Source organism: Streptomyces sp. NPDC048191 (assembly GCF_040652655.1).
Lineage (GTDB): Bacteria > Actinomycetota > Actinomycetes > Streptomycetales > Streptomycetaceae > Streptomyces.
Genome location: NZ_JBEZMO010000019.1, coordinates 1 through 19,189 on the forward strand (window position 1 = coordinate 1; position 19,189 = coordinate 19,189).

Sequence of the window (19,189 nt, forward strand, 5' to 3'; positions counted from 1 at the left end):
GTCAGTTCGGGCTCGGACGCGACGAACTCGCGCAAGCGGGCCGCCTGCGCCGCCAGGCCCGCCGCGTCCCGGCCGGAGAGCACCACCGGCACCGGCAGTGAGAGCACCGGCTGTGGCGCGGACCCGGAAACCGGTTCCGGAGTGTCGTCGGCCTGTGCGGCCGGGTCGGGAGCCTCCTCCAGGATGACGTGGGCGTTGGTGCCGCTGATGCCGAACGAGGACACCGCGGCGCGGCGCGGCCGCTCACCGCGCGGCCAGGGCACCGCCTCGGTGGCCAGTGACAGGGTGCCGGAGGACCAGTCGATGTGCGGGGAGGGGGTCCGCGTGTGGAGCGTCTTCGGCACGGTCTCGTGTCGCAGTGCCAGCACGGACTTGATCACCCCGGCCACCCCGGCGGCGGCGAGGGTGTGTCCGATGTTGGACTTCACCGTGCCCAGCCAGAGCGGCCGGTCCCGGTCGGCGCCGTAGGTGGCGAGCAGGGCCTGTGCCTCGATCGGGTCGCCCAGCGAGGTGCCGGTGCCGTGCGCCTCGATCAGGTCGACGTCCGCGGAGGACAGCCCGGCGGCGGCCAGCGCGGCCCGGACGACGCGCTGCTGGGAGGGCCCGTTGGGTGCGGTGAGCCCGTTGGACGCGCCGTCCTGGTTGACGGCGGAGCCGCGGATGACGGCGAGCACCGGGTGGTTGTTGCGCTGCGCGTCGGACAGCCGCTCCAGGACCAGTACGCCGACGCCCTCGGCCATGCCCATGCCGTCGGCGTCGGCGGAGAACGCCTTGCACCGGCCGTCGGCGGCCAGCACCCGCTGGCGGCTGAACTCGATCAGCGGCCCGGGGCCGGCCAGCACGGTCACGCCGCCCGACAGGGCCAGCGAGGACTCTCCTTCGCGCAGCGACCGTACGGCCAGGTGCAGCGTAACCAGCGAGGTGGAGCATGCGGTGTCGACGGTGATCGCCGGGCCCTCGACGCCGAGGGTGTAGGCGACGCGGCCGGAGAGCACGCTGGGCACCACGCCGGTGACCAGGTGTCCCTCGACGCTCGCCGGGGCGGACGCCAGGCGGGTGCCGTACTCCTGGTGGTTCTGGCCGACGAACACGCCGGTGCGGCTGCCGCGCAGCCCGGTGGGGTCGATACCGGCCCGTTCCAGCGCCTCCCAGGACGTCTCCAGCAGCAGCCGCTGCTGCGGGTCCATCGCCAGCGCCTCGCGCGGCGAGATCCCGAAGAAGCCCGCGTCGAACTCCCCTGGGTCGTCCAGGAAGCCGCCGCGCCGTACGTAGGTGTGGCCGGAGCGCTCGGGGTCGGGGTCGTAGAGGCCCTCGACGTCCCAGCCGCGGTCGGTGGGCAGTGCGCCGGTGGTGTCCCGGCCCTCGGCCAGGACCTGCCACAGGTCCTCCGGGGAGCGCACCCCGCCCGGGTAGCGGCAGGCCATGCCGACGACGGCGATCGGCTCGGTGCGGGACTGCTCGGCCTCCTGCAGTCGGCGGTTGGCCTTGCGCAGGTCGACCATGACCCGCTTCAGGTAGCCGCGGAGCCTGTCTTCCTCGGTCATGTCCAACCCCCTTCAGTTCGTCCCGAGTTCGCGTTCGATGAGGTCGTACATCTCCTCGTTCGACGTCGGGTCGAAGTCGTCGTCGTCCCCGCCGACCAGCGACAGCATGGCCCGTAGCCGCAGCTCGATGTCGGCCCGCTCGCCGTCGACGTCCGCCTTGGACAGGCGCTCGGAGAGCCGGTCGAGTTCGGTGAGGAGGGGCGGTTCGGGGGGTGTGAGCCGGGTGCGCAGGTACTCGGCCACCGCGGCCGGGGTGGGCTGGTCGAAGACGAGTGTGGCCGGCAGGGCGAGACCGGTGGTCTCGGCGAGCCGGTTGCGCAGCTCGATCCCGGTCAGGGAGTCGTAGCCCAGGTCGCGGAACGCCCGGTCGGCGCCGATCGCGGTTGCGCCGGAGTGGCCCAGCACGACGGCGGCCTGTTCCCGCACGAGCCGCAGCAGGGTGGTGCCGCGTTCGGTGTCCGACAGCCCGGCCAGCCGCTGTGGCCAGGAGGAACCGGACGGTCCCGGCTCCGCGTCGGGGGTGGCGCCGAGCGCGCGCCGTGCCTCGGGGATCTCGTGGAACAGCGGCCTGCTGCGGGCCGAGGTGAACAGCGGCATGAACCTCGGCCAGTCCACGTCGGCCACCGACAGGCCGGTCTCGGCGCGTTCGAGGATGGTGCGCAGCGCGTCCAGCGCAGGTCCGGGGGCGATCAGGGGCAGGCCCTGGCGGCGCAGCTGGTCGGCGTCCACCCCGTCGGGGAAGCGGGCGCCGTCCCACACGCCCCAGGCCACCGAGGTCACCGGCAGGCCGGCCGCGCGGGCCTGCTCGGCCAGTGCGTCCAGTTCGGCGTTGGCGGCGGCGTAGGCGCCGTGGTCGCCGCTGCCCCACACCCCGGCGATGGAGGAGTAGAAGACCAGCGCGTCCAGCTCGGCCGGGTCGAGCAGTTCGACGAGGTTCCGGGCGCCCCGGACCTTGGCGGCGAGTACGTCGGCGTACTCGGCCAGGTCGGTGTCGGGCAGCGCGGCCAGCCGCATCAGCGCGGCGGCGTGCACCACCGTACGCACCGCCTCGCCCTGTTCGCGCAGCCCGGCGAGCAGCTCGGCGAGGGCGGCCCGGTCGGTGATGTCGCAGGCCAGCGCGGTCAACCGGACGCCTCGGCCGTCCAGTTCGGCGGCGAGCTCGGCGACTCCCTCGGCGTGCGCTCCGCTGCGGCTGACCAGCACCACGTGCCGCGCGCCGAGTCCGGCCAGCCAGCGGGCGACCTCCGGGCCGAGGGCGCCGGTGCCGCCGGTCACGATCGCGGTGTCCCTGGCCTGCCAGTGGCCGGCCGCGCCGGCGTGCGGCGGGGCGTGCACCAGCCGCCGTACCAGTGTGCCGGAAGCGCGTACGGCCAGCTGGTCCTCCTCCCCCCGGCCGCCGGCCAGCACGGCGCGCAGCTGCTCCAGCGCGGCCTCGTCCGGTTCGGCGGGCAGGTCGACCAGGCCGCCCCAGAACGCCGGGTGTTCCAGCATCGCCACCCGGCCCAGGCCCCACACCTGTGCCGCGCCCGGCTCGCGCACCGGGTCGGTGGCGCCGGTGCTCACGGCGCCGGAGGTCACCAGCCACAGCGGCACGGTCGCGGCCAGATCGCCCAGGGCCTGCACCACGGCCAGGGTGGCGGCCACCCCGGCGGGCACCACCGGGTGCTCGGGGTGCGGGCGGAGGTCGGCGGCCAGCAGGGACAGCACCCCGCGCGGGGTGTGCGCGGTGAGGGTGCGGCGCAGCAGAGCGGTCAGGCCGGCGCGGTCGGCGTGCTCGGTGTCCACGGTGACGACGCGCACCGGAAGGCCGCCGGTGAGCGTCTCGGCCCAGTTCCGCGCGGTGTCGGCGGCGGGCACCAACGCCAGCCATTCGCCGTCCGGTTCGGTGCGTTCCGGCGTGCCCGCGGGGCGCCACTCGACGCGGTGGCGCCAGGTGTCGGAGCGGGACGCGGCCTGCTCGGCCAGCCAGTACCAGCGGTGCTGGAAGGCGTAGGTGGGCAGGTCCACCTGCCGCGCGCCGGTGCCTTCGAACACCTCGGCGAGCCGTACTCCGGCCCCGCGGACGTGCGCCTCGGCCAGCGACCGGGCGAACCGCGGCCAGCCGCCGTCGTCGCGGCGCAGCGTGGAGAGTACGACGGCCCGCGCGCCGGCGGCGTCCACCGTCTCCTGCACTCCCGGGGCGACCACGGGGTGCGGGCCGATTTCGATGAAGGTGCCGATCCCGGCGTCCAGGGCGGCGGTCACGGCGTCGGCGAACCGTACGGTCCGGCGCAGGTTGGCGTACCAGTAGTCGCCGGTCAGCTCGCGGGGGTCCAGCCGTTGCCCGGTGACCGTGGAGTACAGCTCGGTCCGTGTCGCCCTGGGGGCGGTCCCGGCGAGCAGCGCGGCGAGGCTGTCCTTGACGGCGGTGACGTGGGGCGAGTGCGAGGCGTAGTCCACGGCGATGAGCCGGGCCCGCGCCCCGCGCGCCACGCAGTCGGCGCGCAGCTGCTCCAGGGCGGTGGGGTCGCCGGAGACGACGGTGGAGGTGGGGCTGTTGACCGCGGCCACGCTCAGCCGGTCGTCGGTGAACAGGGCCCGTACCTCCTCGGCGGGCAGCGCCACCGACATCATGCCGCCCTTGCCGGACAGGTCGGTCAGCGCGCGGCTGCGCAGGCAGACCACCGCGGCGGCGTCGGCCAGGGACAGCGCCCCGGCCACGCAGGCCGCGGCGATCTCGCCCTGCGAGTGGCCGATCACCGCCTCCGGTTCCACGCCGTACGCGCGCCACAGCGCGGCCAGCGACACGGTGACCGCGAAGGTCACGGGCTGGACCACGTCGACGCGTTCCAGCGCCGGCGCGCCGGGGGTGCCGCGCAGGACGTCCAGCACCGACCAGTCGACGTGCGTCTCGATCGCGGCGGCGCACTCGGCCAGCCGGGCGGCGAACACCGGGGCGGAGTCCAGCAGTTCCAGCGCCATCCCCGGCCACTGCGCGCCCTGCCCGGGGAACACGAACGCCACCCGCCGCGCCGCGTCGGTCGCGGTGCCGCGCAGTACGCCCGGGGTGTCCCGGCCCTCGGCCAGCGCGCCGAGCCGTTCGCCGAGCTCCTCCCGGTCGACGGCCAGTACGACCGCGCGGTGTTCCAGGGCGGCCCGGCCGGTCGCGCCGGTCCAGGCGATGTCCGCCAGCCGGTCGCCGGGGTGGTCGGCGAGGTGTGCGGCCAGCCGGGCCGCCTGGTCGCGCAGGGCGTCCCCGGTCTGCCCGGACAGCGCGAACGGCAGCGGCGACAGCCCGGTTTCCGGCTGTGCCCCGGCGGACACGTCCGCCTCGGCCTGCTCGAGCACGACGTGCGCGTTGGTGCCGCTGATGCCGAACGAGGACACTCCGGCGCGGCGTGGCCGGCCGTGTCGCGGCCAGGGCCGTTCCTCGGTGAGCAGCCGTACCCCGCCGGACGCCCAGTCCACGTGGGGGGAGGGCTCGTCCACGTGCAGTGTGCGGGGCAGGACCCCGTGCCGCAGCGCCTGCACCATCTTGATCACTCCGGCGACGCCGGCCGCGGCCTGCGCGTGCCCGATGCCGGACTTGACCGAGCCCAGCCACAGCGGCTCGCCGTCGCGGTCGCGTCCGTAGGTGGCCAGCAGCGCCTGCGCCTCGATCGGGTCGCCCAGCGGTGTTCCGGTGCCGTGGCCCTCCACCGCGTCGACGTCCTGGGGGGACAGGCCGGCGGCGGTCAGCGCGGCGCGGATGACCCGTTCCTGTGAGGGCCCGTTGGGTGCGGTGAGCCCGTTGGACGCGCCGTCCTGGTTGACGGCGGAGCCGCGCACCACGGCCAGCACACGGTGGCCGTTGCGGCGGGCCGCGGACAGCGGTTCGAGCAGCAGCAGGCCGACACCCTCGGACCAGCCGGTGCCGTCGGCCGCGCCGGCGAAGGACTTGCACCGCCCGTCCGGTGCCAGCCCGCGCTGCCGGGAGAACGCGGTGAACGTGGTCGGCTCGGCCATCACCGTCACCCCGCCGGCCAGCGCCAGCGAGCACTCCCCGGACCGCAGGGCCTGCGCGGCGAGGTGCAGCGCGACCAGCGAGGAGGAACACGCCGTGTCCACGGTGACCGCGGGTCCCTGCAGGCCGAGGGTGTAGGCGACCCGGCCGGAGGCGACGCTCGCGGCGGTGCCGGTGAGCAGGTGCCCCTCGACGCCTTCGGGCAACTCGCGCAGTGTGGTGGCGTAGTCGTGGTACATCACGCCGGTGAACACGCCGGTCCCGCTGCCGCGCAGCGAGGTCGGGTCGATGCCGGCGCGCTCCAGCGTCTCCCAGGCGGTCTCCAGCAGCAGCCGCTGTTGCGGGTCCATCGCCAGCGCCTCGCGCGGGGAGATCCCGAACAGTGCGGCGTCGAACCGGCCGGCGTCGTGGAGGAAGCCGCCGGATCGGGTGTAACTGGTGCCCTGGTGGTCCGGGTCCGGGTCGTACAGGCCGGCGACGTCCCAGCCGCGGTCGGTGGGGAAGGGGCCGATGGCGTCGCCGCCGGAGGTCACCAGGTCCCACAGGTCCTCCGGTGAGGCGATGCCGCCCGGGAAGCGGCAGGCCATGCCGATGATCGCGATCGGCTCGTCCGCTGCGGCGGCCGCCACCGGTGCGGCGGCCGCGGGGGCGGTGTCGCCGAGCAGTCGGTGCTGCAGGTACGTGGCCAGTCCGGACGGGGTGGGGTGGTCGAACACCGCCGTCGCGGGCAGTCGTACCCCGGTTGCCCGGCCCAGCCGGTTGCGCAGTTCCACCGCGGTCAGCGAGTCGAAGCCGATGTCCTTGAAGGGCCGTTCCGGTGACAGCCCGGCGGGGTCGGAGTGGCCGAGCACCACGGCCGCCTGGGTCAGCACCAGGTCCTGGAGCACCCGCAGCGGCTCGCCCTCGGCGAGCCGCCGGCGCAGCCCGTCGGCGCCGTCGGCCGCGGCGTCGGCGGCGGCGCGCCGCACCGTCGGCACCAGGCCGCGCAGCACGGGGGACAGCACGCCCTCGGCCGCCCGATCGCGCAGCGCAGCGGGGTCCAGCCGGGCTGCCAGCAGCACCGGGTCGTCCAGCGCGATGGCCGCGTCGAACAGGTCCAGCGCGGTGCCGGAGTCCAGCGGCAGCACTCCGGCGCGGGCCAGCCGGGCCCGGTCGGTGTCGGCCATCCGCTCGGTCATCCCACTGCTCTCGGCCCACAGCCCCCAGGCCAGCGCGGTGGCGGGCAGTCCGGCGGCGCGGCGCTGCGCGGCCAGCCCGTCCAGGGCGGCGTTGGCCGCCGCGTAGGCGCCCTGCCCGGCGTTGCCCAGTGTCCCGGCGACCGAGGAGAACAGGACGAACGCGGTGAGCTCCGGGCCGGTGAGTTCGGCCAGGTGGCGTGCGCCGTCCACCTTCGCCCGGCACACCTCGGCCACCCGCTCGGGGGTGAGCGCGGCCAGCACCCCGTCGTCGAGGATCCCGGCGGTGTGCACCACGGCCGTCACCGGGTGCTCGGCCAGCAGCGCGGCCACCGCGTCCCGCTCGGCCACGTCACACGCCACGACCCGTACGGTGGCGCCGAGTTCCGCGAGCTCGGCGGCCAGCTCCGCCATACCCGGCGCCCCACCACCGCGCCGCGAAGCCAGCACCAGACCGCGCACCCCGTGCCGCTCCACCAGATGCCGCGCGACCAGACCACCGAGCGTGCCACTCGCCCCGGTGATCAGGACGACGTCCTCGGCCGACCAGCACGCCTCCCCCGCCGCCTCGGTCACCCGCGCCAGCCGTGGCACCAGCAACCGACCGGCCCGCAGGGCAAGTTGGGGTTCGCCGGTCCCCCCGAGCCGGGGCAGCAAGGCCTCGGAGGCGGCGTGCCCGTCGGTGTCCACCAGCACGAAGCGGTCGGGGTTCTCCGTCTGCGCGCTGCGCAGCAGACCCCACACCGCCGCGGCCTCGGGGTCGACCGGCTCCCCCGGCCCGGTGGCGACAGCGCCGCGCGTGAGCAGCACCAGCCTGGACTCGGCCGACCGCTCCTCGGCCAGCCAGCGCTGCGCCACCGCCAGGGCCTCGCGGACCCCGCCGACCGGGACGCGCACCACGCCGGGCAGCGGATCACCCGGCTCGTCCGGACCCGCCGGTGGGGCCGACGCGCTCTCCTGCGGCGGGGCCGCCGGCGCAATCCAGTCGGTGCGGTACAGGTGATCCCGGCGGCCGACGGCGAGTTGCCCGGCGGTCACCGGACGGAAGGCCAGCGAGTCGACCACCAGTACGGGGTTGTCCTCGGCGTCGGTCACGGTGACCGACACGGTTCCCCCGGCCGCGGGGCGCACCCGTACCCGCGCCGCGGCGGCACCGGTGCGGTACAGCCGGACGCCGGTGAAGGCGAAGGGCAGTCCGGTCGTGGCGGTGCCGTCGGCGGCGATGACCGCTTGCAGCGCCGCGTCCAGCAGCGCCGGGTGCAGCCCGAACGCGCCGGCCTCCCCCGCCGCCGGTTCGGGCAGGGTGACCTCGGCGAACAGGTCCGCACCGTGCCGCCACAGCCGGCGCAGGCCCTGGAACACCGGCCCGTAGCCGTAGCCGAGCCGGGCCAGTCCGGGGTAGGGGTCGGCCGGGTCGACCGGGGTGGCGCCCTCCGGCAGCCACGGGCCGGTCCCGGGCGCGGGCGGCTCGGTCGCACCGAGCCTGCCCGTGGCGTGGTGCGTCCAGTCCGTACGGCTGTCCGCCCGGGCGTGCGCCGTACCGCCGGCGGGGCGGGCGTACACGTCCACGGCGCGGCCGCCGTCCCCGTCCGGCGCGCCGAGCACCACCTGCACGCGTACGGCGCCGCCTTCGGGCAGCGGCAGCGGCGCGTGCACGGTCAGCTCCTCCAGCACCGTGCAGCCGGCCTCGTCCCCGGCGCGTACGGCCAGTTCGACGAAGGCGGCGCCGGGCAGCACGACGGTGCCGAACACCGTGTGGTCGGCCAGCCAGGGCTGGCGCTGCCGGGACAGTTCCCCGGTCAGCAGTAGTTCACCGGTGGAGGCCACCGGCGCGGCCGCGCCCAGCAGGGGGTGGGCGGTGGCGTCCAGGCCGAACCCGGCGGGATCCGCCGTGCCCGCCGGGGTGGTCAGCCAGAAACGTTCCCGCTGGAACGCGTACGTGGGCAGTTCGGCCCGGGGGCCCGCGGCGCCGAGCGCGGCGGTCCAGTCCACCGGGACCCCGCGTACGTGGGCCTCGGCCAGCGACAGCAGGAACCGGCCGGGGCCGCCCTGGTCGCGGCGCAGCGAACCGGCCACCACGGCCGTGCTGCCCGCCGACTCGACGGTGTCCTGCACGGCGGCGGTCAGGATCGGGTGCGGGCTGACCTCCACGAACACCCGGTGACCGGCGCCGTCCAGCTCGCGGATCGTCTGCTCGAACCGGACGGTGTCGCGCAGGTTCCGGTACCAGTACTCGGCGTCCAGGGCCGTGGTGTCCAGCCGCTCGCCGGTCACCGTGGAGTGGAAGGGGATGTCGGCGCCGCGTGGCTGGAGTCCGGCGAGCCGGTCCAGCAGATCGGCGCGGATCCGTTCCACCTGCGGGGAGTGCGAGGCGTAGTCCACCGCGACCAGCCGGGCCCGCACGCCCTCGGCGGTCAGCTCGGCTTCCAGTGCGCGCAGCGGGCCGGGTTCGCCGGACAGCACCACCGCGGCGGGCCCGTTGACCGCGGCCACCGACACCCGCCCGGTCCAGGGCGCGAGCCGCGGTTCCAGCTCGGTGACCGGCATCGCCACCGACATCATCCCGCCGGCGCCGGACAACGCCGCCAGCGCGGCGCTGCGCAGTGCGCTCACCTTCGCGGCGTCGCGCAAGGAGAGCGCTCCCGCCACGCAGGCCGCCGCGATCTCCCCCTGCGAGTGACCCACCACCGCATCGGGCTCCACCCCGAACGACCGCCACAACGCCGCCAACGACACCATCACCGCGAAGGACACCGGCTGCACCACATCCACCCGGTCCAACGACGGCTGACCACCCTCCCCCCGCAACACACCCGGCAACGACCAGTCCACGAACTCACCCAACGCCTCAGCACACTCCGCCATCCGCGCCGCGAACACCGGCGAGGACTCCAGCAGCTCCACCCCCATCCCCGCCCACTGCGCCCCCTGACCGGGAAACACGAACACCGTGCGACCGTCCACGTCGGCGACCCCACGCACCAGACCGGCCGCCTCCTCGCCGGCGGCCAGGGTGCGCAGGCCCCGTATCAGGTCCGCGCGGTCGGTGGCGGTGAGCACGGCGCGGTGCGCCAGGCCGGCCCGGGTGGTGGCGGCCGCACGCGCGACGTCCTGCGGCATCAGCCCGGGCCCGGCCTCCAGGTGCGTGGCCAGACGCTGTGCCTGCGCGCGCAACGCGGCCTCGGTCTGCCCGGACACCACCACCGGCACCGGACCTGACGGCACCGCCCGCGTCGCGGGGTCCGGTGCCGTTTCCGCCCCCTCGGGTTCCTCGACGATCAGGTGGGCGTTGGTGCCGCTGATGCCGAACGAGGACACCGCGGCCCGGCGCGGCCGGTCACGTTCGGGCCAGGGCCGCGCCTCGGTGAGCAGCCGCACCTCCCCGGCGGACCATTCGACGTAGGGCGTGGGCTCGTCCACGTGCAGCGTGCGCGGCAGCAGCCTGTGCCGCAGCGCCTGTACGACCTTGATCACACCCGCGACCCCGGCCGCCGCCTGGGTGTGGCCGATGTTGGACTTCAGCGAGCCGAGCCAGAGCGGCTCACCGGCGCGGTCTCGGCCGTAGGTGGCCAGCAGCGCCTGCGCCTCGATCGGGTCGCCCAGCGTGGTGCCGGTCCCGTGTGCCTCCACCAGGTCCACGTCCGACGGGGACAGTCCCGCGGCGGCCAGCGCGGTGCGGATCACCGTTTCCTGCGCGGGGCCGCTAGGCGCGGTGAGCCCGTTGGAGGCGCCGTCCTGGTTCACCGCCGAGCCGCGCAGCACCGCCAGCACCGGGTGCCCGGCCGCCCGCGCGTCGGACAACCGCTCCAGGACGAGTTGCCCGGCGCCCTCCGCCCAGCCGGTGCCGTCGGCCGCCGCCGCGAACGACTTGCACCGCCCGTCCGGCGCGAGCCCGCGCTGCCGGGAGAACTCCACGAAGATGCCGGGCGTGGCCATCACGGTGGCGCCGCCGGCCAGCGCCAGCGAGCACTCCCCCGCGCGCAGCGCCTGCGCCGCCAGGTGCACCGCCACCAGCGACGAGGAGCACGCGGTGTCCACGGTGACCGCCGGACCGCGTAGCCCCAGGGTGTAGGCGATCCGCCCGGAGGCGACACTGGCCGTGGTACCGGTCAGCACGTAGCCGTCCAGGCCGGCGGCGCCCTCGTGCATCCGCGGGCCGTAGTCCTGGGCCATCACCCCGGCGAACACCCCGGTCGTGCTGTCCCGCAGGGACAGCGGGTCGATCCCGGCCCGCTCCAGCGCCTCCCAGGCGGTCTCCAGCAGCAGCCGCTGCTGCGGGTCCATGGCCAGCGCCTCGCGCGGCGAGATGCCGAACAGTCCGGCGTCGAACTCGGCCGCTCCGTAAAGGAATCCGCCGGTACGCGCGTAGCTGCGGCCCGGCCGGTCCGGATCGGCGTCGAACAGTCCGTCCAGGTCCCAGCCGCGGTCGGTGGGGAAGTCGCCGATCGCGTCACCACCGGCGGCCACGAGGTCCCACAGGCCCTCCGGCGAGCCGACCCCGCCGGGGAGCCGGCAGGCCATCCCGACGATCGCGATCGGCTCGGCGGCGGCCGCTCGAACGGCGGGCAGTGGCACCGGTGTCCCCGCCGCCAGCTCGGCGACCAGGTGCCCGGCGATCCGTTCCGGGGTGGGATGGTCCAGTACGACGGTGGCGGGCAACCGCAACCCGGTCACCTCGGCCAGCCGCTGCCCCAGCTCCACGGTCATCAGCGAGCCGAAGCCCAGGTCCCTGAAGGTGCGGCGCACGTCCAGTTCCTCGGCGGAATCCAGCTCCAGCGCGGCGGCCACCTCGGCCCGCACCAGCGCGCGCACCGCCTGTTCCCGCTCGGCCGCGGGCAGGTCGGCCGGCCGCGGGACCGCACGCGCCGGAACCTCGGCCACCGGCGCGTCCGTGACGTCGGTCGAGGCGTCGCCCGTGGCCGTGACCCCGGCGAGCCAGTACCGACGCCGCTGGAACGGGTAGGTGGGCAGCGGGATCCGCCGTCCGCAACCGGCGTGGAAACGCGCCCAGTCCACGGGCACTCCGCGCGCGTGCGCCCGGGCCACCGCGGTGAGCAGCGAGCGCAGGTCCGGGCGTTCCCCGCCGGCCATCGCGGAGACGAACGCCACGTCCTGCGGTGCGCTGCCCGGCCCCATCGCGCACAGCGTGCCGTCCGGGCCCAGCTCCAGGAACGTACGCGCGCCGCCCGCACAGGCCGTGGCGATCGCGTCGGCGAACCGCACCGTGTCGCGGGTGTGCCGCGCCCAGAACTCCGGCCAGTCGAGGCCCGTGACGTCGAGTTCGGCGCCGGTCAGCGAGGAGATGACCGGCAGGGCCGGCCGCCGCCAGTCGATCCGGGCGGCCGCGGCGCGCATCCCGTCCAGGATGCCGTCCACGTGTGACGAGTGGCTGGCCATGGGGACCTGGATGCGCCGGGTGCGCCTGCCCCTGGCGGACCAGCGGCCCGCGATCGCCAGTGTGGCGCTCTCGTCGCCGGAAATCACCGTGGCCGCAGGGCTGTTGAGTGCGGCGACGGACACCAGTCCGCCGGTCGCGTCGACGTCCGGCAGCAGCTCCGCCTCGGACGCCTCCACCAGGACCATCGCCCCACCGGGCGGGATGCCGTGCATCAGCCGGCCGCGGGTGGCCACCAGTGCGCAGGCGTCGGCCAGTGACATCGCCCCGGCGACGTGCAGGGCGGCCAGCTCGCCGAACGAGTGGCCGAGGACCGCGTCCGGAGTGATCCCCCAGCTCTCCACCAGCCGGAACAGCCCGACCTGCACAGCGAACAACGCGGGCTGGGTGTACGTTGGTTCGTCCAGCAGCGCCGCGTCCGCCGAGCCCTCCGGGGCGAACATCACCTCCTGCAGCGGCCGCGGCAGGTGCGGACGCATCAGCTCGCAGATGTCGTCCACGGCCGCGGCGAACACCGGGTAGCGCCGGTGGATCTCCCGGCCCATGCACGGCCGCTGGTTGCCCTGGCCGGCGAACAGGAACACCGTCCGCCCCTCGACGGCCGTCCCGCGCACCACCCGCGCGCTGGCCGCGTCCTGGGCCAGCGCCTCCAGCAGGCCGGGCACCTCCGCGGCCGTCTCGGCGACCAGCACCACCCGCCGCTCCAGCGAGCGGCGCGTGGTGGCCAGCGAGTAGGCGAGGTCCACCGGGGAGTCCGCCGCCGCCTCGCCCAGCCGGCCGGCCAGTTCGGCCAGGGCTTCCGGGCTCCGCGCGGACAACGGCACCAGCACCGGGCCGTCGTACCGCCCGGCGTGCCGATCCGGCGGCGCGGCGGGAGCGGGCGGCTCGGCCAGCACCACATGGCAGTTGGCCCCGCCCATGCCGAACGAGCTGACCCCGGCCAGCAGCGGGCCCTCCGCCGCAGGCCACGGCCCGGTCTCGGTGACCACCCGCAACCCCAGTTCCGTCAGCGGGATCCGCGGGTTCGGGGTACGGAAGTTCAGGCTGGGCACGAGCTCCCGGCGCGACAGGCACAGGACCGTCTTGAGCAGACCGGCGATCCCGGCCGCGCCCTCCAGGTGCCCGATGTTCGTCTTCACCGAGCCGACCAGCAGCGGCCGTTCGCGCTCGCGCCGCGCCACCGCGCCCAGCGCGGCGGCCTCGACGGGGTCGCCGAGCCGCGTCCCGGTGCCGTGCAGTTCCACGTAGCTCAGCTCGCCCGGGGACACCCCGGCCGCCGCGCAGGCCAGCCGCAGGACCTCCGCCTGCGCCTCCTGGCGCGGGGCGGTCAGCGTGTCACCGCCGCCGTCGTTGTTGGTGGCGCTGCCCCGGATCACCGCGTGCACGGTGTCCCCGTCGGCCAGCGCCGCCGACAGCGGTTTGAGCACCAGCACCGCGCCGCCCTCGCCGCGCACGAACCCGTTGGCCCGTTCGTCGAAGGTGTGGCAGCGCCCGTCCGGCGAGATCGCGCCGAGCGCCCGGGTGACGTCGTAGCCTTCCTGGGCGATGTTGAGGTTGACGCCACCGGCCAGCGCCACCGCGCACTCCCCCGCCGCCAGCGCCCGGCAGGCCAGGTGCACCGCGACCAGCGCGGAGGACTGCGCGCTGTCCACCACCAGGCTCGGCCCGCGCAGTCCCAGCGCGTAGGACACCCGGTTGGCGATCATCGCCCGGTTGCGGCCGGTGGCCGAGTACGCGCTCGGCCGTGCGCCGCGCAGTGCCGCGTAGTCGTCGTAGGTGGCGCCGACGAACACCCCGGTGCCGTCCGGGGAGCCGCCGTCGCCGTCGCCGGGGACGATCCCCGCGTCCTCGAACGCCTCCCAGGCCAGTTCCAGCACCAGCCGCTGCTGCGGGTCCAGCACCGCCGCCTCACTCGACGAGATGCCGAAGAAGCCCGCGTCGAAGGAGTCGACCTGGTCCAGGAAACCCGCCCGCACCGGCTCACCGGAGGGCAGTACGGGTACGGCCGGGCCGTCCGGGTGGCAGCGCCGCGGACCCGGTTCGCCGAGCGCGTCGCGCCCGTCGCGCAGCAACTGCCAGAACTCGGCGGGGTTCGCCGCCCCCGGCAGCCGGCACGCCAGGCCGACGACCGCGACGGGTTCCCGGTCGGCTGCGTCACCCACTCGGTCGCCCACGCGTATCTCCCCCTCCACACTCACGCGCGATTCCCCCTCCACGTCGCCGTCCGAGGGACGGGGACACGTCGAACTGCCCGGTGGGCACACAGGTGGGACGGCTTCCGCGACAGCGCGGGCAGGCCGAGGTGTCCCCGTCGTGCACACCCGGCGCGGTCGGCCGGCGGGCATGCCGCCGGCCCGGGCCTGCCGTGGCAGGCCGACCGGATTGCGGATCGATGCGCGGGCCGGGCCGGGGCACCGGTCCACCGCGGGCCGTGCTGGTCACCGGACCGTGGCCACACCGCCCGAACCGCCTGGGCGGTCGTTCGTGGTCACCGCGCCTGACGGCGGCGGCAGGTCACGGGTCCGCTCAGGCCCGGACGAACTCCACGGGCACTCTCAGCGCCACCGTGTGCTTGTTGTTGTTGGCCCAGGGCACCGGACCGGTCAGCCGCACCTCGGCGACCCGGTCGAGCAACGCGCCGAACAGCGCGCGCAGTTCGGTGCGGGCGAGGTCCACCGCGAGGCAGCTGTGCGGCCCCCGGCCGAAGGCCAGGTGCGGGTTGGGGTCGCGGCGCACGTCGAAGGACATGGCGTCGGCGAACACGCTCTCGTCCCGGTTGGCCGACGCCCACCACAGGGTCACCTTGTCCCCGCGGCGGATCCGCGCGCCCTGGAAGGTGAAGTCCTCGGTGGCCGTACGACGGTTGTACGGCGTCGGCGTGGACCAGCGCATCATCTCCTCGATCGCGCTGTCCAGCAGGGACCGGTCGGCGCGCAGCGCCTGCCACTGGTCCGGCCGTTCGGCCAGCGCGAGCAGGCCCACGGCGATCACGTTGCGGGTCGGCTCGCTGCCGGCCAGGGAGAGCAGGTTGACGAACACCTCGCGCTCGTACTCGCGCAGCGGCGGCTCGCCATGGCCTTCCGGCAGGTCGGCGGCGGCGATCACGGACAGGAAGTCCTGTGCCGGGTGGGCCCGTTTCCCGGCGATCAGCTTGACGCCGTAGTGGTACATGGCCAGCAGCGCGTCCTGGCTGCGCGAGGAGGACTCGCCGGACTCGCGGTCCTCGTAGCCCATCACCACCTCGGTCCAGTCGACGAACTGGGGCCAGTCCGCGCGGGGCACGCCCATCAGCGCGGCCATCACCTCGACGGAGAACCGGCCGGCCACGTCGTTCTGGAAGTCGCAGGAGCCCCGCTCCACGACCTCGGAGACGATCGCCTCGGCGCGTTCGGTGACGGTGGGGGTCAGCGCGTCCAGTACCGGGCCGGTGACCGAGGGGGTGACGAGTGCGCGCAGGAGCCGGTGGCGCGGGTCGTCCATCATGTTCAGCATCGCGCCGGAGTAGGTGCCGGCGGGCAGGTCGTCGAGGTGGGTGCCGCCGCCCTCGCGGTCGCCGCCGCCCTGGGAGGACAGCAGCGGATGGGCCGCGGCCTCGACCACGTCGGCGTAGCGGGAGAGCACCCAGAAGTTCTCACCGTCGCGGGTGCGGCCGGGCGGGTGGAGCAGGACGGGCGCGTCCCGGCGGAGCCGGGCGAAGACCTCGTGCGGGAATCCGTCGCCGAAACGATCCTGGTCGCTGAGATCGAACCCGTCCAGAACGGCGGGTAACTCGCTTTGGCGAACCTCTGTGGAGCTTCGTAACAGCGGGATGGCGGGTTGTTCCAAGGACATGAAACTCTCCATTTTGCACTGACGCAACAAGGGACGCCAAAAGCATCAGCAGTGTCACCCGATCGTGGAAATGTCGTCAAGCGACTGCCGGGTACAACCAGTGTGAGGTAACGGACGTTTCAACCGTCCTTTCTTTGCCGTTTCCATGCCGCATCGTCCGCCGGACGTCGCGTCAAGGTGCTGCGGATGACAGGAACTTGACGTTCCGTCAATACAGGATCTCGATGCAGCGGCCCTGCGCGTCGGACTCGGGCTCCGCGGGAATCCGCCCGGCGGTCCCGAGGGCGATCCGGTGTGCCGACCAGGCGGCGGCAGCGGCGTCGAGGACGTCGTCCACCGGGACCCGGTCGGCCTCTCCGAGCTCGTCCGGGAGGACGACTCCGGCCCCGGTCAGCAGTGCGCGGCGCAGGTTCTGGCCGCGCCAGGTCTTCTTGGCGTACGCCGGCGGCACCCCGCCCGCCAGGGCGCGGAAGGACACCTCGGGGTGCACCTCGTGGATGCGCTCGTCGGCGAGCCAGCACGCCCGCGCCTCGAGAAGTCTCGGCGCCAGTGCCCACGCCTGCCGGCTCAGCCCGCTCCCGGTGAGCTCCCGGCACCGCCGGGCGGCCGCCGCGTAGTCGGACTCCTGCCACGCGGGTCTCGGCGCGATGAGGAAGACGCTGCTGCGGCGCGCCCCCAGCAGCGCCCGGGCGGCGAGATCGGCGGCACGCGGGCCCCGCTCGACCAGCCCCAGCGGCATGTCCACCGCGATCGCGCGCACCGCCCCCGCACGCTCGATCAGCGTGCCGAGGGACGCGGCGACCAGGCTCCCCGCGTACGCGCCGTCGGTGAGCCGGATCCCCACCCACCCCAGCCTGCCGCAGGCGTCGATCCCCAGGACGTCCGTCCCCGCCCTCATGTCACCGAGTGAAACCGCCATGCTCCCCATACTGACGATCTCCGGCCGGGCGTTCGACGAGGAGCAGCCGCGCCGTCGCCGACCACTGACGGTCACCGGCGATACGGTGGGGGCGGCCGTACGACTGCCGAAGGAGCCGGTGGCATGGAGATCGCGACGTCGCAGAAGATCACCACGTTCTTGATGTTCGAGGGCGACGCCGAGGAAGCGATGACGTTCTACGTCTCGCTCTTCGACGACGCCGAGGTCGTCCGGGTCACCCGGCACGGCGCCGAGGGTCCCGGCAAGGAGGGCACCGTGCAGCACGCGACGTTCTCGCTCGCCGGCCAGCAGTTCATGTGCATCGACAGCCCCGTGCAACACGGTTTCACCTTCACCCCGGCGGTCTCGCTCTTCGTGCAGTGCGAGAGCGAGGCCGAGATCGACCGGCTCTACGCCGCCCTCGCGGAGCGGGGCACAGTGCTCATGCCCTTGGGGGAGCACGGCTTCAGCGCCAGGTTCGGCTGGGTCAACGACCGGTTCGGCGTCTCCTGGCAACTGAACCTGCCCGCGTGAGCCGGCGGGCGCCGGCGACGGACGGCGGCCGTCCCGCTGTCCCGGCTCGGGCCCGTCGGTCCTCTCGTCCGTGTGCCACCCGGTGCGAACGCCCTGCTCGGGCCGCTTCGCCGGCCATCGGCCGGGGGCCGGGCCGCTCGCGTCCGGCCGCCAAGTCGCCGTAGCCTGGCGGGCGTTGGTGTTTCTCATCGACCTCGCGGTGGCCCGGTGCGACCGCCACGGAAGGAGTCCGCGGTGACCCCCGATGAGCCCGATCCGCTCGCAGCCGTGTTCCTGCGGTCCGCACGCGACGTGCCCGACCGCGTCGCGGTCCGGGACGGCGGCGGCGGCGCGTGGACCTACGCCGAGGTCGCCGCGGCGGCCTCGGAGCTGGCCGACCGGCTCGCCGCCGCCGGGGTGGCGCCCGGCGACCGGGTCGGGGTCCTGGCATCGCGCCGGGCCGGCGGCCCGGTGGCGATCCTGGCCGTCCTGTGGAGCGGGGCCACGTACGTGCCGATCGACCCGGGCTGGCCGACCGCGCGGCGCGCCACGGTACTGCGGGGCGCACAGGCCCGGATGGTGCTGGCCGTCGACACCGCGCAGGACACGCCCGAGGCTGTCCCGCGCATGGACTTGACGACGCCGGAGCTGCTCGGGACCCGGAGCACGGCGCCGTCCTCCCCGCGCCCCCGCCCGCACCCGGGCTCCGCCTACATCATCTTCACCTCCGGATCGACCGGTGCGCCCAAGGGCGTCGAGGTGCGCTCCGCCGCCGCGGCCGGGCTGGTCGCGTCGGTGGCGTCGCTGATCGGGGCGGGCCCGGACTCGGTGTTCGTCGCCCTGTCCTCCTTCGCCTTCGACGTCTCGGTGTTCGACGTCTTCGCGCCGTGGTCGGTCGGCGGCGAACTGGTCGTCGCCGCCGAACTGCAGATCCTGTCGAACCAGCTGGGGCCGCTGTTGGAGACACCGGGCCGGCAGACCTTCCTGCAGACCACGCCGACGGTCCTGCAGCATCTGCTCCGGGCCGGGCTGAAGGTGCCGGCGGGCACGGTCCTGCTGCTCGCCGGGGAGCGGCTGCGACGGTCGCTCGTGGCCCAGGTCGCGCACGTCACGCAGGTGTGGAATCTGTACGGCCCCACCGAGACCACGATCTACGCGACCGCGCACGCCTGCCTTCCGCTGCCCCCCGACGACCAGGAGCCGGACCTGCCGATCGGCACGGCGGTCAACGGCGCGGTGCTGGAGGTCCGGCCGCTGCCGGACGCCCCCTGCGAGGAGACCGGCGAACTCGTCATCGGCGGACCCGGCGTCGCCCTGGGCTACTTCGGCCGGCCGGACCTGACCGCGGAACGTTTCCTGGACGGCGGGTCACGCTACGCCACCGGTGACGTGGTCCGGCGCCGGGCCGACGGCCTGCTGGTCCACGCCGGGCGGGTGGACCGCCAGGTGAAGATCCGCGGCAACCGGGTGGAGCTGGACGAGGTGGAGCGCGCGCTCGCCGACCTGGTCGGGCACGGTCGCGTCGCGGTCCGGGTGGACGAGCACCGCGTGGCGGGCCCGCACCTCGCGGCGTTCGTCGCCGATCCCCACCACGACGTCGTGGAACTGCGCCGGCGGCTGGCGGAGCGGCTTCCGGCCTACATGGTGCCCACCCGGATCCATCAGGTGCCCGGGATCCCGATGACCAGCAGCGGAAAGACCGACCACAGAGCCCTGCGGGCCCCGGAGGAGAGCGGGGCCTAGACGAAGCGGGCCCGTGCCGCTCCCGAAACCTCGGGAGCGGCGTCCGGGCGCGCCGGTGGTGCGCGGCGGGCGGTGGTGCGACCGTCG

At 75.1% G+C, this 19,189-nt stretch carries 6 protein-coding genes; 2 read left to right on the forward strand and 4 right to left on the reverse strand.

Annotation, left to right across the window (positions count from 1 at the left end):
- The 4 genes from AB0D93_RS27485 to AB0D93_RS27500 form a co-directional block, all read right to left on the reverse strand.
- Positions 1 to 1,544: beta-ketoacyl synthase N-terminal-like domain-containing protein (locus AB0D93_RS27485; RefSeq protein WP_362124422.1), on the reverse strand; the 1,544-nt coding region annotated here is incomplete at its 3' end.
- 12 nt (positions 1,545 to 1,556) lie between these two features.
- Positions 1,557 to 14,270 (reverse strand): type I polyketide synthase, encoded by a 12,714-nt coding sequence (locus AB0D93_RS27490; RefSeq protein WP_362124425.1) that lies wholly within the window; start codon positions 14,268 to 14,270, stop codon positions 1,557 to 1,559.
- 352 nt (positions 14,271 to 14,622) lie between these two features.
- Complete coding sequence (locus tag AB0D93_RS27495; RefSeq protein ID WP_362124428.1) at positions 14,623 to 15,927, reverse strand: cytochrome P450; 1,305 nt, start codon at positions 15,925 to 15,927, stop codon at positions 14,623 to 14,625.
- 208 nt (positions 15,928 to 16,135) lie between these two features.
- Positions 16,136 to 16,825: a DUF429 domain-containing protein gene (locus AB0D93_RS27500; RefSeq protein WP_362124431.1), complete on the reverse strand. Its 690-nt coding sequence runs from the start codon at positions 16,823 to 16,825 to the stop codon at positions 16,136 to 16,138.
- A 144-nt stretch (positions 16,826 to 16,969) separates the two neighbouring features.
- Between AB0D93_RS27500 and AB0D93_RS27505 the strand changes: the two genes are divergently transcribed.
- A complete protein-coding gene (locus AB0D93_RS27505) occupies positions 16,970 to 17,380 on the forward strand; it encodes a VOC family protein (protein WP_362124434.1) in 411 nt (136 codons plus the stop codon).
- A 234-nt stretch (positions 17,381 to 17,614) separates the two neighbouring features.
- Positions 17,615 to 19,102, forward strand: a complete 1,488-nt coding sequence (locus tag AB0D93_RS27510) for an amino acid adenylation domain-containing protein (protein ID WP_362124437.1) — start codon at positions 17,615 to 17,617, stop codon at positions 19,100 to 19,102.
- Positions 19,103 to 19,189: the final 87 nt, after the last annotated feature.

Excerpts from the sequence above, each read along its gene's own strand:
- AB0D93_RS27495 (WP_362124428.1), bottom strand. The coding sequence starts at position 15,927 with ATGTCCTTGGAACAACCCGCCATCCCGCTGTTACGAAGCTCCACAGAG.
- AB0D93_RS27500 (WP_362124431.1), bottom strand. The coding sequence starts at position 16,825 with ATGAGGGCGGGGACGGACGTCCTGGGGATCGACGCCTGCGGCAGGCTG.
- AB0D93_RS27505 (WP_362124434.1), top strand. The coding sequence starts at position 16,970 with ATGGAGATCGCGACGTCGCAGAAGATCACCACGTTCTTGATGTTCGAG.